Raw genomic sequence first — 18734 nt, 5'->3', positions numbered from 1 at the left:
ATATGAATAAAAAAAACATAGTTATAGGTGTTACAGGAGGAATAGCAGTATATAAGGCTTTAGAAGTAATAAGCAAGCTAAAGAAAAAGAATTTTAATATAGATGTTATTATGACAAAATCCGCCTGTGAATTTGTAACTCCTTTAAGCTTTCAAAGCTTAAGTCAAAATATGGTTGTTACAGATATGTTTGATGAACCAAAACATTGGGAAATTCAGCACATATCACTGGCAAAAAAAGCAGATCTTATACTTATAGTGCCAGCTACAGCGAATATAATAGGAAAAGTTGCCAATGGAATAGCAGATGATATGCTATCTACTACTATAATGGCAACTAGAGCACCAGTGGTTTTTGCTAGTGCCATGAATACAAATATGTATACCAATCCAATAGTGCAACAAAATATAGAAAAATTAAAATCCTTTGGATATAGTTTTATAGAACCAACATCAGGTATGTTAGCCTGTGGTGATAGTGGTAAAGGAAAATTGGCTGATACAGAACTTATAGCAAATATAGCAGAAAGTATGCTTTATCCAAAAAAAGATTTAATAGGAAAGAAGGTTCTAGTAACAGCAGGACCTACAAAAGCTCCAATTGATCCCGTTAGATATGTTACAAACAAATCAACTGGGAAAATGGGTTATGAAATAGCTAAAGAAGCCAGAGATAGGGGAGCAGATGTAACTTTAATATCTGGAACTTCAAATTTGCAAGATCCTTTTGGAATTAATACCATTCATATTAATACAAATGAAGAAATGCTAAAAGAAGTATTAGATAATTTTCAAAAACAAGATATTGTAATAAAGGCAGCAGCCGTTGCAGACTATAAACCTAAGACCTTTTCTGATAAGAAAATAAAAAAGAAAGATGGAGAAGGTTTAAACTTAGAAATGGAAAAGGATACAGATATATTAAGAGAACTTGGCAGTATAAAGAAAAATCAAGTACTAGTTGGATTTGCGGCAGAAAGTAATGATTTAATTGAAAACGCCACAGAAAAGCTTAAGAAGAAAAATTTAGATTATATAGTTGCAAATGATATAACAGGTCATGGAATTGGATTTGCGTCTGATGATAATAAAGTAAATATACTGTGTAGAAATGGAAACAATATTTCATTAGACAAAATGAGTAAAAAAGAAGTAGCAAGAGAAATTTTTGATTTAATATTAAAAGAGAAATTCTAAAAAAGTGCAGGGCACTTTTTTAGTGAATTTAAAAGGGGCTAAAGTAAGCCTCTTTTGTTTAATGATAAAAAGGGTGATAAAGTGTATAGATATGCAGGTGTAGTTGTAAACAGTAATTCAATTCAATTGGATAGAATTTTTACTTATAAAATATCGGAAGAACTTGCACTAAAGATTAAAGTTGGAAATAGAGTGTTAGTTCCTTTTGGTATGGGTAATAAAAAAATAGATGCTTTTGTAATGAATTTATATGAAGACATAGAAAATAAAGAAAATATAAAAATAAAAGAAATAATTAAGATATATGAAAAATTTCCTGTATTATCTTACAAGGATATACGTATTGTAGAATATATGAGAAAACATTGTTTATCTACTTATATGGAAGGGATAAGGACTATATTACCCTCTATACTTTTTAAAGGAGTTAAAAAGAAAAAAGAAAATCTAATATATATAGGTAAATCTCTAGAGGGCAGGCATAATAAAGAACCATACATAAATATATACAATATAGTAAAAGAAAATAGTGGAAAGTTTAATAAAACTGCCTTAAGCAAAAAATTTGATTTATCTTTATCTTCCATAAACACATTGCTAAAATATGAATTTTTAACTCAAGAAGAAAAAGTTATAAATAGATATAATGATAAAATTTATAAAGGTTATGAAGAAAAAGTTTTAAATGATGAACAAAGAAGTGCTATAGAAAAAATAATGAATTCAGAAAAAAATATGTTTCTAATAAAAGGTGTTACTGGTAGTGGTAAAACGGAAATATATATGAATTTAGTAAAGGAAATGCTAAAAGAAGGTAAGGATTCTATTATATTAGTTCCAGAAATAGCTCTAACACCTCAAATGATAGAAAGATTTAAAGGAAGATTTGGAAAGGATATTACTCTTTTTCATAGTAGACTTTCTGATGGAGAAAAATATGATGAATGGGTAAGGGTTAAAAAAGGAGAAGTTAAAATTGCTATAGGACCGAGATCAGCAATTTTTTTACCTTTTAACAATTTAGGACTAATAGTAATAGATGAAGAACATGAAACTAGCTATAAATCTGATAGTGATCCTAAATATAATGCAAGGGACATAGGGAGAATAAAAAGTGAATTGTATAATTGTAAACTAGTACTGGGAACAGCTACCCCATCCATAGAAAGTTACTATGCCTCTAAAATAGGGGAACTAGAACTTATAGAACTTTTCAATAGAACCGATGGTGCAGCTATGCCAAAGATTGAAATTGTGGATATGAGAGAGGAATTAATAAGTAATAACAAATCTATTTTTAGTAAAAAACTTTTTGAAGATATAGAAGAAAGATTAAATAAAAAAGAACAAATAATATTATTCCTAAATAGAAGGGGTTTTTCCACATTTGTTTCCTGTAGGAAATGTGGTTATGTTTTTAAATGTAATAACTGTGATATAGCCCTTACTTATCATAATCGAAATTCTTTTTTGATATGTCATTATTGTGGTAAAAGAGAAAGGGTTTTAAAAACTTGTCCTAAATGTGGTAGTTCCTATGTAAAATATTTTGGAGCAGGAACAGAAAGAATAGAAAAAGAAGTGCACAAATATTTTCCTAAAGCAAGAACTTTAAGAATGGATTTTGATACCACAAGAAAGAAGAACTCTCATGAAAGAATATATGAAACCTTTAAAAATGGTAAGGCAGATATTTTAATAGGTACGCAAATGATAGCTAAAGGGTTAGATTTTGAAAATGTAACTTTAGTTGGAGTAATTGCAGCTGACCTATCTCTTAATATACCAGACTATAAAGCTACAGAAAGAACTTTCCAACTTATAACGCAAGTATCAGGAAGAGCAGGTAGAGGTAAGAAAGAAGGAAAAGTTATAGTTCAAACCTATAGTCCAGATAATTATAGCATAATATATTCTGCTAATAATGAATATGATAAATTTTATAAAGAAGAGGTAGAATACAGAAGATTAATGGACTATCCTCCTTTTACAGAAATTATGCTTATAAATTTAAGTAGTAAAAATGAGGATCTATTAATAAAAAGTATACAAAATGTTGGTATAATATTAAAAGATACTTTAAAAAATAATGATAAAATAAATGTACTAGGACCATGTCCTTGTGAAATATCTAAAATAAAAAATAATTATAGATGGCAGATAACCTTAAAGGGAATTATAAGCCATGAGTTAAAACATATTATAAAAAACAAAGTATATGAAAACTTAAAGGATGTATATAATGATATAAAAGTTAGCATAGATATAAATCCTACAAGCTTAATGTAAATTTATTTGGAGGTAGTTTAATATGGCAATAAGGAATTTAAGATTTTTAGGTGACGAATTATTAAGAAAGAAAAGTAGAAGAGTAGAGAAAATAGATGACAGAATTCAAGCATTATTAGATGATATGCTAGACACCATGTATGAGAACAATGGTGTAGGATTAGCAGCACCTCAGGTTGGAATATTAAAAAGAGTAGTAGTTATAGATATTGGAGAAGGACCTTTATTTTTAATAAATCCAGAAATTATAGAACAAGAGGGATCTTATATAGAGCAAGAAGGATGTTTAAGTGTTCCTGGTAGACAAGGGGAAGTAGAAAGACCTTATAGGGTAAAAGTCAAGGCACAAAATAGAGATGGAAAGGAAATAATAGTTGAAGGAGAGGAATTTTTAGCAAAGGCTCTATGCCATGAAATAGATCATTTAAATGGAGTTCTATTTGTAGATAAAATAATAGATGTGAAGGGGGAATAATTTGATGAAAATAGTATTTATGGGCACACCTGAATTTGCAGTACCATCTTTAGAAAGGCTTATTAAAGAATTTGGTGTTAAAGCTGTTTTCACTCAACCAGATAGACCTAAAGGAAGAGGTAAAAAACTCTCAATATCCCCTATAAAAGAAGTTGCACTAAGAGAAAATATAAAAATTTTACAACCACAAAAATTAAGAGATGATAGGGAAGCGATAGAATTTTTAAAAAAATTATCACCAGATTTTATTATAGTAGTAGCCTATGGACAAATTCTATCCAAGGAGATATTAGATATTCCTAAATATGGATGCATAAATTTACATGCATCATTATTACCTAAATACAGAGGAGCAGCTCCTATAAATTGGGCCATAATAAATGGAGAAAAATTTAGTGGTAATACAACTATGTTTATGGATGTAGGTTTAGATACAGGAGATATGCTATTAAAAGATGAATTTAAAATAGAAGATAATACTACAGCAGGAGAACTTCATAATAAATTAATGGAAAGTGGAGGAGAACTTTTAGTAAAAACTATAAATGGATTAGTAGAGGATAGTATAGAACCTGAAAAACAAAAGGACGAAGAGTCTTGCTATGCATCCATGTTAGATAAAAAAATGGCTAAAATTAATTGGAATTTAGAAAGTGAAGATATAAAAAATCTTATAAAGGGATTAAATCCATGGCCTTTAGCCTATACTTATTATAAGGGAACTATGATGAAAATATACGAAGCAGAAATAATAGATAAAAAAGAAGATTTTTCACCAGGTTTTATAATAGATGTATCAAAAGGAGGAATAAAAGTTGCTACTAAAGATGGAATATTATTATTGAAAAAAATACAGTTCCCATCTAAAAAACCTATGTATGTAGAAGAGTATATAAGAGGTAATAAAATAGAAAAAGGGATTATATTAGAGTAAAAAGGAGGGATATGTATGTTCTATTATGATAGTACTATGATAATTCTAATACCTGCACTTATAATATCTTTCATAGCTCAAATGAAAGTAAATAGTACTTTTGAGAAGTATTCAAGAGTTAGAAGTCAGGGTGGATATACTGGAGAACAAATAGCAAGAAGGCTCTTAGATAATAATGGACTCTTTGATATACCAGTTCAATTAGTTAATGGAAAACTTACAGATCACTATGATCCTGTAAATAGGGTAATGAGATTATCTTCTGATGTATATTATGGAACTTCTGTAGCGTCCATAGGAGTTGCAGCCCATGAAACAGGGCATGCCATTCAACATCAAGAAAACTATGCTCCCTTAAAAATTAGAAATGCCATAGTACCAGTAGCTAATTTAGGTTCTAATTTATCTTGGATACTATTTATTCTTGGATTTATATTGAAAATAACAGGTCTTGTTAAAACTGGAATAATACTATTTTCAACGGTGGTTTTATTTCAACTAATTACTTTACCTGTAGAGTTTGACGCTTCATCCAGAGCTATATCAATGCTAGAAGGAACAGGCACACTTTACGGTGAAGAGGTAAGAGGTGCAAAAAAGGTCTTAAGTGCTGCGGCTATGACCTATGTAGCAGCAACTCTAACGGCTATCTCTCAACTTTTAAGACTTATTGTTTTAAGTAGAAGAAATGATTAGTAAAAAAGCTGTATGGCACAAATACATGCCATACAACTTTCTTGTGTATAAATATAAAAAATAGGAGAAATTTATATATGGTAACAGATAGAAAAGTAGCTATAGAAGTGTTAGATGCAGTGTTTCTTAAAAATGCCTACTCTAATATAGCCCTAAATAATGCCTTAAATAAATACAAGCTAAATGAGAAGGATAAAGCTTTTATAACAGAATTGGTATATGGAACTATAAAATATAGGCACACCATAGATACTATATTAAATAGTTACATAAAAAAGGGAATAAAAAGTGTAGACAAATATGTTTTAAATATATTGAGAATAGGTATTTACCAACTAAGGTACCTTGATAAAGTTCCTAGTTTTGCAGCAGTAAATGAGTGTGTAGAACTAGGAAAAGTAAAGTCAAAAGGGACTGGTAAACTGATAAATGGAGTTTTAAGAAACTACATAAGAAATAAAGATCCTAAATACTATGATGAAAGTAATTTAGTAGAAAAATTATCCTTTGAATATTCCTATCCAAAGTGGATGATAGACTTATTTTTAAAACAATATGGTAGAGAAAAGATAGAAGAAATATTAAAAGGGTTAAATTCTATACCTTCAATTACAGTTAGGGTTAACAATATTAAAAGTGATTATGAAAGTGTATGGAATTCATTAGAAGATAATAATTACAATATAGAAGAAGGTTTGGTTTGTCCTGAAGCTATAAGAATAATTAAAGGAAGAGCCATAGAAAAAAATCCTCTTTTTAAAGAAGGACTTATAACAGTACAGGATGAAAGTGCTATGCTTGTGGCAGGAGCTATGGATTTAGAAGATAATATGAATGTAATGGATCTTTGTAGTGCTCCCGGGGGTAAAACTACACATATATCAGAAATAATGAATAATACTGGCAAGGTGTTAGCTTTTGATATACATGAAAACAAATTGGATCTAATTAAACAAAATAAAGAACGTTTAGGAGTTAAGAATATAGATCTTATACTAGGAGATGGAACTTTATATAATAAAAAGTATAGTGAATTTGCAAATAGAATTTTAATAGATGCTCCTTGTTCAGGGTTAGGTATTATTAGAAAAAAACCTGAAATAAAATATACTAAAAGTGCTAAGGATTTAAAATCTATAGTTCATATTCAAAGAAAAATATTAGAAAATGGGGCTAAGTATCTTAAAAAGAATGGAATACTCTTATATTCAACTTGTACATTAAATAAAAAAGAAAATATAGAAAATGTTAAATGGTTTTTAAAAGAGTTTCCTAACTTTAAAATTGAAAAAATCTTTTTAGGTAATTTAGACAATTTTATATATGATGAATATGGTACACTTACCATATTACCAAATGAATATATGGATGGATTTTATATAGCCAAATTTAAAAAACAGCGGTAGGTGTTTAATATGATAAATTTATTAGACTTAAGCTTAGAGGATTTAAAAAAGTGGATGATAGAAAATAAAGAAAAAGAATTTAGAGCAAAACAAGTATTAGACTGGGTATATAAAGGAGTTTATAATTTTGAAGCTATGAAAAATATACCTAAAGTTATTACAAATAAGCTTCAAGAAAATTTTTATCTTAGTGTTCCATCTGTAGTACAAAAATATGTATCTAAAGATGAAAGTACTGTTAAATTTCTTTTTAAATATAATGATGGAAATATAATAGAATCTGTGGTTATGAAGTATAAACATGGCAACACCATTTGTGTATCTACCCAAGTAGGATGTAAAATGGGATGTACTTTTTGTGCTTCTACCATAGGTGGAATTGTAAGAAGTTTATCTCATGGAGAAATTCTAGGGCAAGTATTAAAGGCACAGGAAGAAACAGGGGAAAGAATATCTAACATAGTTATGATGGGTAGTGGGGAACCACTAGACAATTATGACAATAGTTTAAACTTCATAAGAATGGTAAATGCTGAAAATGGTCTCAATATAGGGCAAAGACATATAACACTTTCAACTTGTGGTATAGTTCCTAAAATAAGGCAGCTAGCAGAAGAAAATTTACAAATAACTTTAGCAATATCATTACATGCACCTAATGATAATATAAGAAGAAAAACCATGCCTATTGCTTCCGTTTATTCTGTAGAAGAGCTAATAGAGGCATGCAACTACTATATAAACAAAACAAATAGAAGAATAACTTTTGAATACGCCTTAGTTAGTAATTTAAATGATAAGGAGGTACATGCAGAAGAGTTAGCTACTCTATTAAAGGGAATGCTTTGTCATGTGAATTTAATTCCAGTTAACAAAATAGATGAAAAAGATTTTAAAAGTTCTTCCACCAATAGGATTAAAAACTTTAGTAATATATTACTAAAAAGTGGCATACAAACTACTATAAGAAGAGAAATGGGCTCGGACATAAATGCAGCCTGTGGACAGCTTCGAAGAAGATATGTTAAAAATAATAGTAAAGAGGTGTAAATCTATGGTGGGTATGATAACAGATGTTGGGAATTTTAGAAAGATAAATGAAGATTATGTTGGATACTATATAGATGAGACAAAAGAAATATATATAGTTGCTGATGGCATGGGAGGACATAATGCAGGAGAAGTTGCTAGTGAATTGGCAGTTAATACTGTAATAGAGTACTTGAATAATATGGAAGATACAGAAGATATAGATTGGCAACTTACAAAAGCCATAAAGAAAGCTAATGAGAATATATTTAAGCTGGCATGTACAAAAAAGGAATATGAAGGTATGGGAACTACTATAACAGCGGCTTTTATAAAAAAAGAAAAAATAGTAGTTGCAAATGTAGGAGATAGTAGTTGTTATATTATTGACAAAGATGATAAAATACTTAAAGTAACTAAAGACCACTCATTAGTTCAACAATTAATTGATAATGGAAGTATAACAGAAGAAGAAGCTCTTATACATCCAAATAAAAATGTTATAACAAGAGCCTTAGGTACAAGTGACTTAGTTATAGTAGATACATTCTTATTAGATTTAAAAGAAATAAAAAAGGCAATACTTTGTACTGATGGACTAACAAATGATATTACACCAAAAGAAATGTATGATATAATAATAACCAATAATAACGAAAATGCTTGCAGAATTTTACTAGAATCCTGCAAAGAAAAAGGTGGGAAAGATAACATATCAGTCATTGTATTTGAAGGAGAGTGTAGTGATGATAGGCACATTGCTAGGAAATAGATATGAATTATTAGAAAAAGTTGGAGAAGGTGGAATGGCAGAGGTCTATAAAGCAAAATGCCATTTTCTTAACAGATATGTAGCAGTAAAGATTTTAAAAGAAGAGTTTTCTCAAGATGCTCAATTTGTAGAAAAATTTAAAAGAGAAGCTACAGCTGCAGCAAGTATATCAGATAATAATATAGTTAATATATATGATGTAGGATCTGAAGAAAATATAAACTACATTGTTATGGAGTATGTTCAAGGAGAAACCTTAAAGGATGTTATTAGGAAAAAAGGTAAGATACCTTATAAAGAAGCAGTTAAATTAGCAATTCAAATAGCTAAAGGACTAGAATGTGCTCATAGAAACAACATCATACATAGAGATATAAAGCCACATAATATTTTAGTAACAGCAGATAATTTAGTTAAAGTAACGGATTTTGGTATAGCAAAGGCTACTAATTCTGTTACAATAACAAATACTTCACAAATTATAGGATCTGTTCATTACTTTTCACCAGAACAAGCTAAGGGCGGTTTCATAGATTTTAGGACAGACATATATTCACTTGGAATTGTTTTATATGAAATGGTAACAGGACAGCTACCTTATAATGGAGAAACAGCAGTCTCTATTGCATTAAAACATATTCAAGGAGATTTTATACCTCCTAAAACTATAAATCCTTCTTTGTCGGAAAGTTTAAATAGTATAATTTTAAAGTGCATGGAAAAAGAACCCGTTAAAAGATATCAAAATGTAGGTGAACTTATAAATGACTTAAAAAAGATAGAAAATAATGAACAGGTAAATATAGAATCAACCAATATAGAAGATGATAGAACTAGAGTAATGAGTCCTATAAATGTAGATGATTTTAATGATGAACTAGAAGATGATGGACAATATTATGAAGAGGATAGGGGGAAACCCATATCTAGTAAAAATAAAAAGACTATAGTAACTATCACCGCGGTTATATTGGTTTTATGTGTAGGATTTTTATCAGGATACGTAATTTACAATAAGAGGCTTAATGGTAGCAAGAGAGTTACTGTTCCTAAAATAGTGGGATTACATAAAGACGAAGCTAAAAAAATTGTAGAAGCGCAAAATTTAGTTTTTCAAATAGTTTCTGTAGAGAATAGTGATAAACCAGAAGGAACTGTTTTAAAAGCCTCTCCTGAAGAAGGAGCACCTATAAAAGCTAAATCTGAAGTTAGAGTTGTAGTAAGTGGTGGTAAGGAAAAATTGAAAGTACCAGACCTTCATGATATAGATTTAGAGGTGGCTAAAGATATCTTAAATAGATATGATTTGAGACTAGGAAATGTATCCTCTGAATATAGCAATAATGTTTCCAGTAACTCAGTTATAAGGCAAAGTCCTGAAAAAGGTAGCGAAATTGAATTAAAGTCCAAGATAGATTTGGTTATAAGCAAAGGACCTGAAGTAAGATATTCTACAGTACCAAATCTTAATAGCAAAACTCTTGATGAGGTTAAAAATCTTCTGGAGAATGCTAAATTAAAATTAGGAAATCAAAGAATTGTTGAAACTTCTGATAAAAATTTAGATGGAAAAATATTTGCTCAAACTATAGAAGCAAATACTCAAGTAAAAGAAGGTACTTCGGTAAGTATAAGCTACTATGCATATAAAGAACCTGAAATAAAACCAGAAGAACCTACTGAAGAACCCACTGATGAAGAAGATGAAAATAAAAATATTACTGCACCTGAAGAGGATGGAAAAAAAGAAGATACAAAACAGGATAAAAATAAAAAAAGTCAATAAAAACATTTAGGAGGAATTATGCAAGGAATCATTACAAAGGGAATAGGTGGATTCTATTATATAAAAACTGAAGATGGATTATATGAATGTAAAGCAAGGGGTAAGTTCAGATTAGATGAACTTACCCCTATGGTTGGAGACAAAGTGGAAATAGAAATTGACAATAACTCTAAAGGTACCATAGAAAAGATATTTGAAAGAAAAAATAAATTAATTAGGCCTGCTGTATCTAATATATCACAGGCTATAATTGTATTTGCATTTAAAAACCCTAATATTAATTTAGATCTATTAAATAAATTTTTATTACAATGTGAGTATAACGAAATAAATGCTGTAGTAGCCTTTAATAAAGTAGATTTAGTAGAGAATCCAGAGAAAGAAGAAGTAGTAGATATAATAAAAAGTGCAGGTTATGAAGTTATATACTTAAATGCTAAAGAAGGTATGGGCATTGAAAAAATAAGGGAAAAACTAAAAGGGAATTTAAATGTACTATGTGGACCTTCTGGAGCAGGAAAATCAACTATAATAAATAAATTAGTAGGTAAAGATGTAATGGAGACAGGTCAAATAAGTGAAAAATTAAAAAGAGGTAAGCATACCACAAGACACAGTGAACTTATAGAAGTTGAAGATGGATTTTTAGTAGACACACCTGGCTTCTCCTCTTTAAGTATAGAGGATATAGAAAAGGAAGAAATTCAATTTTTATTTCCAGAGTTTATAAAATATATAAATGGATGTAAGTTTACTGGATGCCTACATTATAAAGAACCAAGTTGTGTAGTAAAAAATGCTTTAGAGCAAGGAAAAATACATAAGAAAAGATATGAATTTTATATACAAATAATAGAAGAAAAATTAAGGGGGAAAAATAACAAATGGTAAAAATAGCACCTTCAATATTATCAGCAGATTTCGCAAATTTAGGTAGGGACATAGAAGCCATAGAAAAATATGGTGCCCACGTTGTACATTTTGATGTAATGGATGGAAAATATGTTCCCAATATATCCTTTGGAGTGCCTATAATGAAAAGTATAAAGGGACTAACTAAATTACCCTTTGATGTACACCTTATGATAGAAGAGCCCTCAAAATACATAGAAGATTTTGCAAAAGCAGGAGCAGATATTATTACATTTCACTATGAAGCAGAGACACATTTAGATAGAACTATAAACTACATAAAATCCTTTGGAGTTAAAGCAGGAATCGCATTAAATCCTGGAACTCCTGTAAGTCTTATAAAAGATCTTATACCTTCCTTAGATATGGTACTTATAATGTCTGTTAATCCAGGTTTTGGAGGTCAAAAATATATATATTATGCTTCAGATAAAATAAGAGAACTTAAGAAATTAAAAGATGAACTAAATAAAGATTTAATAATAGAAGTAGATGGTGGAGTAGGTAAAGATAATATAAAAGATATAGCAAACTGTGGAGTAGATTTAGTTGTAGCAGGATCAGCAGTTTTTAAAGATGGTAAAATAGAGGAGAACTTAAAGGTTTTAAGAGAGGCTTTAAGATGAAAGCTTTAATAGTCTGTGGAGGAAAAGCACCAGAAAAAGAATTATTATTAGAGGAATTAAAAGATAGCGATATAATTATAGCAGCAGATAAAGGAGCAGAAGCTTTATATAAATGTAATATAAAACCTAATTTCATAGTAGGAGATTTTGATTCTATAGATGAAAATATTTTAAATTATTATAGAAAAAATAACATTAATTTAAATGCATTTCCAGTAGAAAAGGATTTTACTGATTCTGAGGCTGCAGTTATAAAGGCCATAAATATGGGAACTCATAAAATAGCTTTATTAGGATGTACTGGTAGCAGATTAGATCATGTTTTATCTAATATAAATCTTTTATATTATTCTTTAACTTCTAATATCCAATGTTATATAAGAGATGAGTTTAATTATATAAGAATGGTAGAGAAACCTACCTATATAAAAAAAGATAAATTTAAATATTTTTCATTGCTAAGTTTTAAAGAAGATGTAATAAATTTAACTATACATGGGGCTAAATATCCTTTAAATAACCATCATTTGAAGGTAGGATATCTTTCTGGATTAGGAGTATCAAATGAAATTAAAGAAAATGAAGCTTATATAGAATTTTCTTCTGGAATTCTTTTGATAATTCAGAGCAGAGATTAACAAACACCCTTTTTAAAATTGCACATATAATATAATAAAATCAATTTAAAGAGGGGCTTGATTTGTGGAAGAGTAGGCGTGGCAGAAAAAAATTAGGTATGATAGTTGGTTCAATTGGAATTGGTATAATAGCCACCTTTATCCTTCCTATTTGGGGATGGATTTTAGCGGTTGGTGGAGGGCTTATATATGCAGGTTGGTATCTGATTCAGCAAAATAAATAAGAGGTGAATAGATGAAAATAGTTGCCATTAAATTGCCGAAATGTATTTCTAGGATTATAAAGTCAATATTCAAAAAAAGTGTAAACAAAAAATGCAATTGACGACAATTGCATTTTTTGATTTATATTGCACGTTGAACCTTACCGGAACGTAAGCATCTTGTACATGCGTGTATAGTTTTAGGTGTTCCCTTAACTATAGCTTTAACTTTTTTAAGGTTTGGAGCCCAAGTTCTCTTAGATTGACGGTGAGAGTGACTATATTGAACTCCAGATGTAACGCCTTTACCACAAACTTCACATTTTCTTGACATTTTGAAAACACCTCCTTTATAAATTGGAAAACAAAGCTTCCCAATTAAAACCTATATCATTTTATCATATTACATATAATATATGCAAGTGTATAAATAGAATAAAAAATAATATTTGGCATATTTTCTTGAATAAAATTAATATTTAATATAAAATAGCTTTAAGGCTTATGTTTAAGGAGGTTTAATATGATAGGAAATATTAATAATGAATATGGATATATTAATTACTCTGAAGAGGTTTTAGGGAATATAGTAGGAGTTTCTACCATGGAATGCTATGGTGTTGTAGGAATGGCATCTAGAAATGCCAAAGATGGATTATGGGAGCTTTTAAAAGGAGAGAATTTAAGCAAAGGTGTAAAAATAAAAAATAAAGAAGGTAAATTATATATAGAGCTATATATAATTGTGGAGTATGGAACAAAAATTTCAGTAATAGCAAGTAATATAATACAAAAGATAAAATATAATGTTGAAAACTACACAGGCCTTAAAGTTTCCAACATAACAGTAAATGTTCAAGGTGTTAGAGTTTAAGGAGGTAGCTTGAAATGGAATACTTAAATATAGATGGGCATTGTTTTTATAATATGATGATAAACGCTAGTAATAAACTGGAAAGCCAAAAGGAATACATTAATTCATTAAATGTATTCCCTGTACCAGACGGAGATACTGGAACTAATATGTCCATGACTTTTAGAGCAGCAGTTATGGAAATAAAGGATAAAAAAGAAAAGCCTATAGGAGAAATTGCAAAGAGTCTTTCCAGAGGTGCGTTAATGGGTGCAAGAGGGAACTCAGGGGTAATTTTATCTCAAATACTTAGAGGTATTGCAAAGGGATTAGAGAATAAAGAAGTAGTTAATGGAGAGGAGTTAGCGGAATCCATAATAGAAGGCAGTAAATCTGCTTATAAAGCTGTTATGAGACCTACTGAAGGAACTATATTAACTATAATAAGAGCAGCAGGAGAAGCAGCAGATAAAAGTAGAAGAAAAAATGTATTAGAATTAATGAAGGATACTTGTGAACATAGTAGTGAGATATTAAGTAAAACTCCAGAAATGTTACCAGTTCTAAAAGAAGCTAAAGTAGTGGATGCTGGTGGTGCTGGATTATTAATTATTTTACAAGGTATGTACGAAGTATTAGAAAAAAATCTAAAGGATGTTTCCATATCTCATGAGGAAAAAAACAAGGTAACTTATGAAGCGGCTAAAAGTATAAAAGAAGAAGATATAAAGTTTGGATACTGTACAGAATTCTTCATAGTATCAAAGGATGCAGATGTAGATAAATTTAAAAAAGATTTAGAAACTCATGGAGATTCAATGATAGTAGTTGGATCTGATGATTTAGTAAAGGTTCATATTCACACAAATGATCCAGGAAAAGTTTTATCAAAAGCGATAAAATTAGGACCTTTGTCTAAAATAAAAATTGACAATATGAGAGAACAACATAGACATATATTAGAGGATGAAGATTTAAAAGATGTGTCAACAGTAGAAACTATAGAAAATAGTGAAAAGAAAGAATATGCATTTATATCAGTAGCTTTGGGAGAAGGAATCAGAGACATATTTAACGATTTAGGGGTAGACTTTATAATAGAAGGTGGTCAAACAATGAACCCTAGTACAGAAGATATAATTAAAGCTATAGATAAAATAAATGCAGAAAACATATTTATTCTTCCAAATAATAAAAATATAATTATGGCTGCAAAACAAGCAAAAGAATTATCAGATAAAAATATACATGTAATAGAAACTAAAACAATACCTCAAGGTGTAACAGCACTTACAATGTTTAATTTTGAAGGTAGTTTAGAGGATAATATAAATGCTATGGAAGAAGGTATAAAGGGAGTAAAAACAGGATCTGTAACCTACGCTGTAAGAGATACAGAAGTAGATGGTAAAGCAATAAAATCAGGGGATATAATTGGTATTAAAGAAGGAAACATAGAAGAAGTAGGTAATGATATTTATGAAGTTTGTGAAAAATTAATAAAAGATATGGTAACTGAAGATAGTGAACTTATTACTTTATTTTATGGAGAAGATTGCGATGAAGATAAAGTAAATGAATTCTTAGAAAAAATGGAAGAAACTTATGAAGATCTAGATGTTCAATGTTTTGAAGGAAAACAGCCATTATATTATTTCATTATCTCTGTTGAATAAAAAAAGCCATTTGGCTTTTTTTATTTAATTAGAAAAATAGGTGTGGAGTGATAACACATGGATATATATAATAGTGTAGGTGTATTAAAAGGAGTAGGACCTAAAACTTTAGAAAACTTAAATAAATGCGGTATATTTACAATAATAGATTTATTATTATATTTTCCAAGAGATTATAAAATTATAAAAACTTGTACTAGTTTAAAAGATGCTTTAGAGAAACAAGAAATAATTATAACTGCAGAAGTTTTAGAAATAAAAAGAGATGTACGAACTAGATCTGGTAAAGTGATATCCACAATAATATTACAAAATGAAGAAGAGAGAATAAAATGTAGGTGGTTTAATCAACCCTACATTAAAAATAGATTTCGAATAGGTAAGAAGTACACTCTTAATGGAAAATTAGATGTATACAAAGGAGAAAAATTAATTATAAATCCCAAAACAGTTGAGAAAAATGCTGAAGCAACTAATTGTACAAAAGAAATAGTAATACCTATATATCCTTTAAGAGAAGGTGTAAAGAATAATACTTTAGTAAAATTAATAAAAGATGTTCTAGATAAATTAATAATAGATGAAAATTTACCTACATGGATTATGAAAAAGTATAATTTTTGTTCTTTAGATGAAAGTATTAGAGCTATTCATAACCCAATTAGTGAATCTCAGTTAGAATTTGCTAAAAGAAGATTAAAGTTTCAGGAACTTTTTACTTATTCATTAAAAATAGCCCTATTAAAAGAAAGTAGAAAACAAAGTAATAAAGGTATATCCTTTAAAATATATAAAGAGGAAATAAATAAACTGCAAGATAAATTAAATTTTCAGCTTACTAAGGCACAAAAAATAGTACTAGAAGAAATTTTAAAGGATCAAAATAAAAATATTTCAATGAATAGATTAGTACAAGGGGATGTTGGATCAGGCAAAACTATACTTGCTATAATTACACTACTTAATGTGGCTATGAATGGATATCAAGGAGTTTTAATGGTACCAACAGAAATATTAGCACAACAACATTTTATAGAAATTAAAAATTTACTTTCAGAATTTAATATAAGAGTAGAACTTTTATGTGGAAGCACATCAAATAAGGAAAAAAGCAATATAAAGGCAGCACTAAAGGGTGGAGAAATAGACATAATAATAGGAACTCATGCTTTAATAGAAGATGATGTAGAATTTGAAAAATTGGGAATTGTAATAACGGATGAACAGCATAGATTTGGAGTTATGCAGAGAAATAAATTATTTACAAAGGGTGAAGGTGCAGATATATTAGTAATGACTGCAACACCAATACCAAGAACCTTGAGTCTATACTTATATGGAGATCTAGATATTTCTATAATAGACGAATTGCCTCCAGGCAGACAAAAGGTAGATACTTATTTTATAAATGAAAAAAAACGGGATAGGATATACTCCTTTGCGTTAAAAGAAATTAATGAAGGAAGACAGGTATATGTAGTTTGTCCTCTAGTAGAGGAAAATGATCAATTGGAGTTAACTTCTGTGGAGGAACTTTATAAGGATTTAAAAGAAAACTATTTTAATGAAATAGAAATGGAGATACTACATGGTAAAATGACTCCAAAAGAAAAAAATGATATTATGCTGAGATTTAAAAATAATGAAATAAAAATATTAATATCCACAACTGTAATAGAAGTAGGTATTAATGTCCCTAATGCTACTATTATGGTGGTAGAAGGAGCGGAGAGATTTGGATTGGCACAACTCCATCAGCTAAGAGGAAGAGTTGGAAGAGGTAGTGAGAAGTCCTACTGTATTCTAATGGGAAATATTAAAAATATGAACACAAGAAAAAGAATGGAAACCTTAGTAAAAAGTAATGATGGATTCTTTATTGCGGAACAGGATTTAAAAATAAGAGGTAGTGGAGAACTATTTGGATTTAGACAACATGGAGAAGAAAATTTAATTCTATCTAATCCTATAGAGGATATAGAAATACTTAAAATAGCCCATAATGAATCACAAGAACTATTAAAAAGTAATAAAAAAGAGGATTTAAAAATTCTTGGATATTTAGGCGAAAAGATAGATAAACACAAAGAATATATTTGTTTTAATTAAATGTAATTTTTTATAAAGACTTTGTGAAAAAATAATAAATATGATAAAATTATAACAAAAACTACATAGTTAATAGTCAGGAGGATAAAAATGAGAATAATAGCAGGTAGTGCAAGAGGCAGAAAAATTCTACCACCAGAAGGTATGAATACAAGGCCTACTCTTGATAGAGTCAAGGAAAATATCTTTAATATGATACAAGTACATGTTTATGGAGCAAAAACTTTAGACCTTTTTGCAGGTACGGGAAGTTTAGGATTAGAAGCTGTAAGTAGAGGAGCTTCTGAATGTTATCTCATAGATAGATTTCCTAAAACTTATAGTTTATTAGAAACTAATGTTAAAAATCTTGGATTTGAAGATAAATGTAAATGCCTTAACATGGATTCTTATGATGCCTTAACTTTTCTAAAAGAAAAGGGAGAGGAATTTGATTTGATATTTATTGACCCTCCATACTTAAAGGATATGGTGCCTTCAGCTATAGAGAAAATAGATGAATATAACCTTTTAAAAGAGGATGGTATTATATCTATAAAAATTGATTCAAAAGAGGAAATATTTGAGGGTAGTGAGCATATTAAACTAGTAAGAATTAAAAGATATGGAAATACCACAGTATGCTTTTATAGACATAAGGAGGATTAAAATGAATATTGCAGTGTATCCAGGAAGTTTTGATCCTATAACTAATGGACATTTAGACATAATTAAAAGAGCTTCCCAAGTTTTTGATAAAGTAGTAGTAGGAATTTTAGTAAATCCAGATAAAAAAGGATTATTTTCTATAGAGGAAAGAGAAAAATTAATATCAAGAGTAGTAAAGGATATGCCTAATGTTGAAGTTAGAAGTTTTAGTGGACTTTTAGTGGATTTTATGAAGGAAGAAAATATTAAGGTCATTATAAAGGGGTTAAGGGCTATGTCAGATTTTGAATATGAATTTCAAATGGCTCTTATGAATAAAAAGTTAAATCCAGATATAGAAACCTTATTTATGATGACTTGTGCTCAATACTCTTATTTAAGTTCTTCATCAATAAAGCAAGTTGCTATGTTTGGAGGATGCATAAAAGGGCTTGTACCTGATGAAATAATAGAGGATATATGTAAGAAGTCAAATAATAAATAGGA

Annotated in this window: 19 protein-coding genes; 18 read left to right on the top strand and 1 reads right to left on the bottom strand. The window is 29.1% G+C overall.

The window, feature by feature from the left end; translation table 11 throughout:
* Positions 1–2 precede the first annotated feature (2 nt).
* The 13 genes from coaBC (at position 3) to B5D21_RS14060 (ending at position 12983) form a co-directional block, all read left to right on the top strand.
* A complete protein-coding gene (gene coaBC, locus B5D21_RS07695) occupies positions 3–1196 on the top strand; it encodes a bifunctional phosphopantothenoylcysteine decarboxylase/phosphopantothenate--cysteine ligase CoaBC (protein ID WP_011099448.1) in 1194 nt (397 codons plus the stop codon).
* A gap of 81 nt (positions 1197–1277) precedes the next feature.
* Positions 1278–3485 (top strand): primosomal protein N', encoded by a 2208-nt coding sequence (priA, locus tag B5D21_RS07690; protein WP_035124947.1) that lies wholly within the window; start codon positions 1278–1280, stop codon positions 3483–3485.
* Positions 3486–3507: 22 nt separating this feature from the next.
* Positions 3508–3960 (top strand): peptide deformylase, encoded by a 453-nt coding sequence (def, locus tag B5D21_RS07685; RefSeq protein ID WP_011099450.1) that lies wholly within the window; start codon positions 3508–3510, stop codon positions 3958–3960.
* Positions 3961–3964: 4 nt separating this feature from the next.
* Complete coding sequence (gene fmt, locus B5D21_RS07680) at positions 3965–4894, top strand: methionyl-tRNA formyltransferase (RefSeq protein ID WP_035124891.1); 930 nt, start codon at positions 3965–3967, stop codon at positions 4892–4894.
* 15 nt (positions 4895–4909) lie between these two features.
* On the top strand, positions 4910–5590 hold the full coding sequence (locus B5D21_RS07675; protein ID WP_011099452.1) for a zinc metallopeptidase: 681 nt from the start codon (positions 4910–4912) through the stop codon (positions 5588–5590).
* A 77-nt stretch (positions 5591–5667) separates the two neighbouring features.
* Positions 5668–6996, top strand: coding sequence for a 16S rRNA (cytosine(967)-C(5))-methyltransferase RsmB (gene rsmB / locus B5D21_RS07670; protein ID WP_035109925.1), 1329 nt, complete (start codon positions 5668–5670; stop codon positions 6994–6996).
* A 9-nt stretch (positions 6997–7005) separates the two neighbouring features.
* A complete protein-coding gene (gene rlmN, locus B5D21_RS07665) occupies positions 7006–8046 on the top strand; it encodes a dual-specificity RNA methyltransferase RlmN (protein WP_035109923.1) in 1041 nt (346 codons plus the stop codon).
* Complete coding sequence (locus B5D21_RS07660) at positions 8018–8797, top strand: Stp1/IreP family PP2C-type Ser/Thr phosphatase (RefSeq protein ID WP_414647448.1); 780 nt, start codon at positions 8018–8020, stop codon at positions 8795–8797. Before rlmN ends, B5D21_RS07660 begins: the two co-directional genes overlap by 29 nt.
* Positions 8772–10583: a Stk1 family PASTA domain-containing Ser/Thr kinase gene (gene pknB / locus B5D21_RS07655; RefSeq protein ID WP_046655454.1), complete on the top strand. Its 1812-nt coding sequence runs from the start codon at positions 8772–8774 to the stop codon at positions 10581–10583. Before B5D21_RS07660 ends, pknB begins: the two co-directional genes overlap by 26 nt.
* Before the next feature lie 18 nt (positions 10584–10601).
* On the top strand, positions 10602–11474 hold the full coding sequence (rsgA, locus tag B5D21_RS07650; RefSeq protein ID WP_011099457.1) for a ribosome small subunit-dependent GTPase A: 873 nt from the start codon (positions 10602–10604) through the stop codon (positions 11472–11474).
* On the top strand, positions 11468–12121 hold the full coding sequence (rpe, locus tag B5D21_RS07645; protein WP_011099458.1) for a ribulose-phosphate 3-epimerase: 654 nt from the start codon (positions 11468–11470) through the stop codon (positions 12119–12121). Before rsgA ends, rpe begins: the two co-directional genes overlap by 7 nt.
* Positions 12118–12759 carry a thiamine diphosphokinase gene (locus tag B5D21_RS07640; protein WP_011099459.1) on the top strand — a complete coding sequence of 214 codons (642 nt, stop codon included), beginning with the start codon at positions 12118–12120 and terminating at the stop codon, positions 12757–12759. The genes rpe and B5D21_RS07640 overlap by 4 nt, the downstream gene beginning before the upstream one ends.
* A gap of 62 nt (positions 12760–12821) precedes the next feature.
* Positions 12822–12983 carry a hypothetical protein gene (locus tag B5D21_RS14060; protein WP_155274219.1) on the top strand — a complete coding sequence of 54 codons (162 nt, stop codon included), beginning with the start codon at positions 12822–12824 and terminating at the stop codon, positions 12981–12983.
* 121 nt (positions 12984–13104) lie between these two features.
* Here the strand turns inward: B5D21_RS14060 and rpmB are convergent, their stop codons facing one another.
* Complete coding sequence (rpmB, locus tag B5D21_RS07635; RefSeq protein WP_023438111.1) at positions 13105–13296, bottom strand: 50S ribosomal protein L28; 192 nt, start codon at positions 13294–13296, stop codon at positions 13105–13107.
* A gap of 189 nt (positions 13297–13485) precedes the next feature.
* Between rpmB and B5D21_RS07630 the strand changes: the two genes are divergently transcribed.
* From B5D21_RS07630 to coaD, 5 genes are all read left to right on the top strand, one after another.
* Positions 13486–13836 carry an Asp23/Gls24 family envelope stress response protein gene (locus tag B5D21_RS07630; protein ID WP_011099460.1) on the top strand — a complete coding sequence of 117 codons (351 nt, stop codon included), beginning with the start codon at positions 13486–13488 and terminating at the stop codon, positions 13834–13836.
* Positions 13837–13850: 14 nt separating this feature from the next.
* Positions 13851–15491: a DAK2 domain-containing protein gene (locus tag B5D21_RS07625; RefSeq protein ID WP_011099461.1), complete on the top strand. Its 1641-nt coding sequence runs from the start codon at positions 13851–13853 to the stop codon at positions 15489–15491.
* Positions 15492–15548: 57 nt separating this feature from the next.
* Complete coding sequence (gene recG, locus B5D21_RS07620; RefSeq protein WP_011099462.1) at positions 15549–17600, top strand: ATP-dependent DNA helicase RecG; 2052 nt, start codon at positions 15549–15551, stop codon at positions 17598–17600.
* A 90-nt stretch (positions 17601–17690) separates the two neighbouring features.
* Positions 17691–18248: a 16S rRNA (guanine(966)-N(2))-methyltransferase RsmD gene (gene rsmD, locus B5D21_RS07615; protein WP_011099463.1), complete on the top strand. Its 558-nt coding sequence runs from the start codon at positions 17691–17693 to the stop codon at positions 18246–18248.
* Between the two features lies 1 nt (position 18249).
* Complete coding sequence (gene coaD / locus B5D21_RS07610; RefSeq protein WP_035124889.1) at positions 18250–18732, top strand: pantetheine-phosphate adenylyltransferase; 483 nt, start codon at positions 18250–18252, stop codon at positions 18730–18732.
* The last annotated feature ends 2 nt before the right edge of the window (positions 18733–18734 follow it).

It is taken from the genome of Clostridium tetani (assembly GCF_900167265.1).
Classification (GTDB): Bacteria; Bacillota; Clostridia; order Clostridiales; family Clostridiaceae; genus Clostridium_G; species Clostridium_G tetani.
Note: the sequence above shows the minus strand (reverse complement) of the source record. Positions and strands in the feature narration are given on the sequence as shown.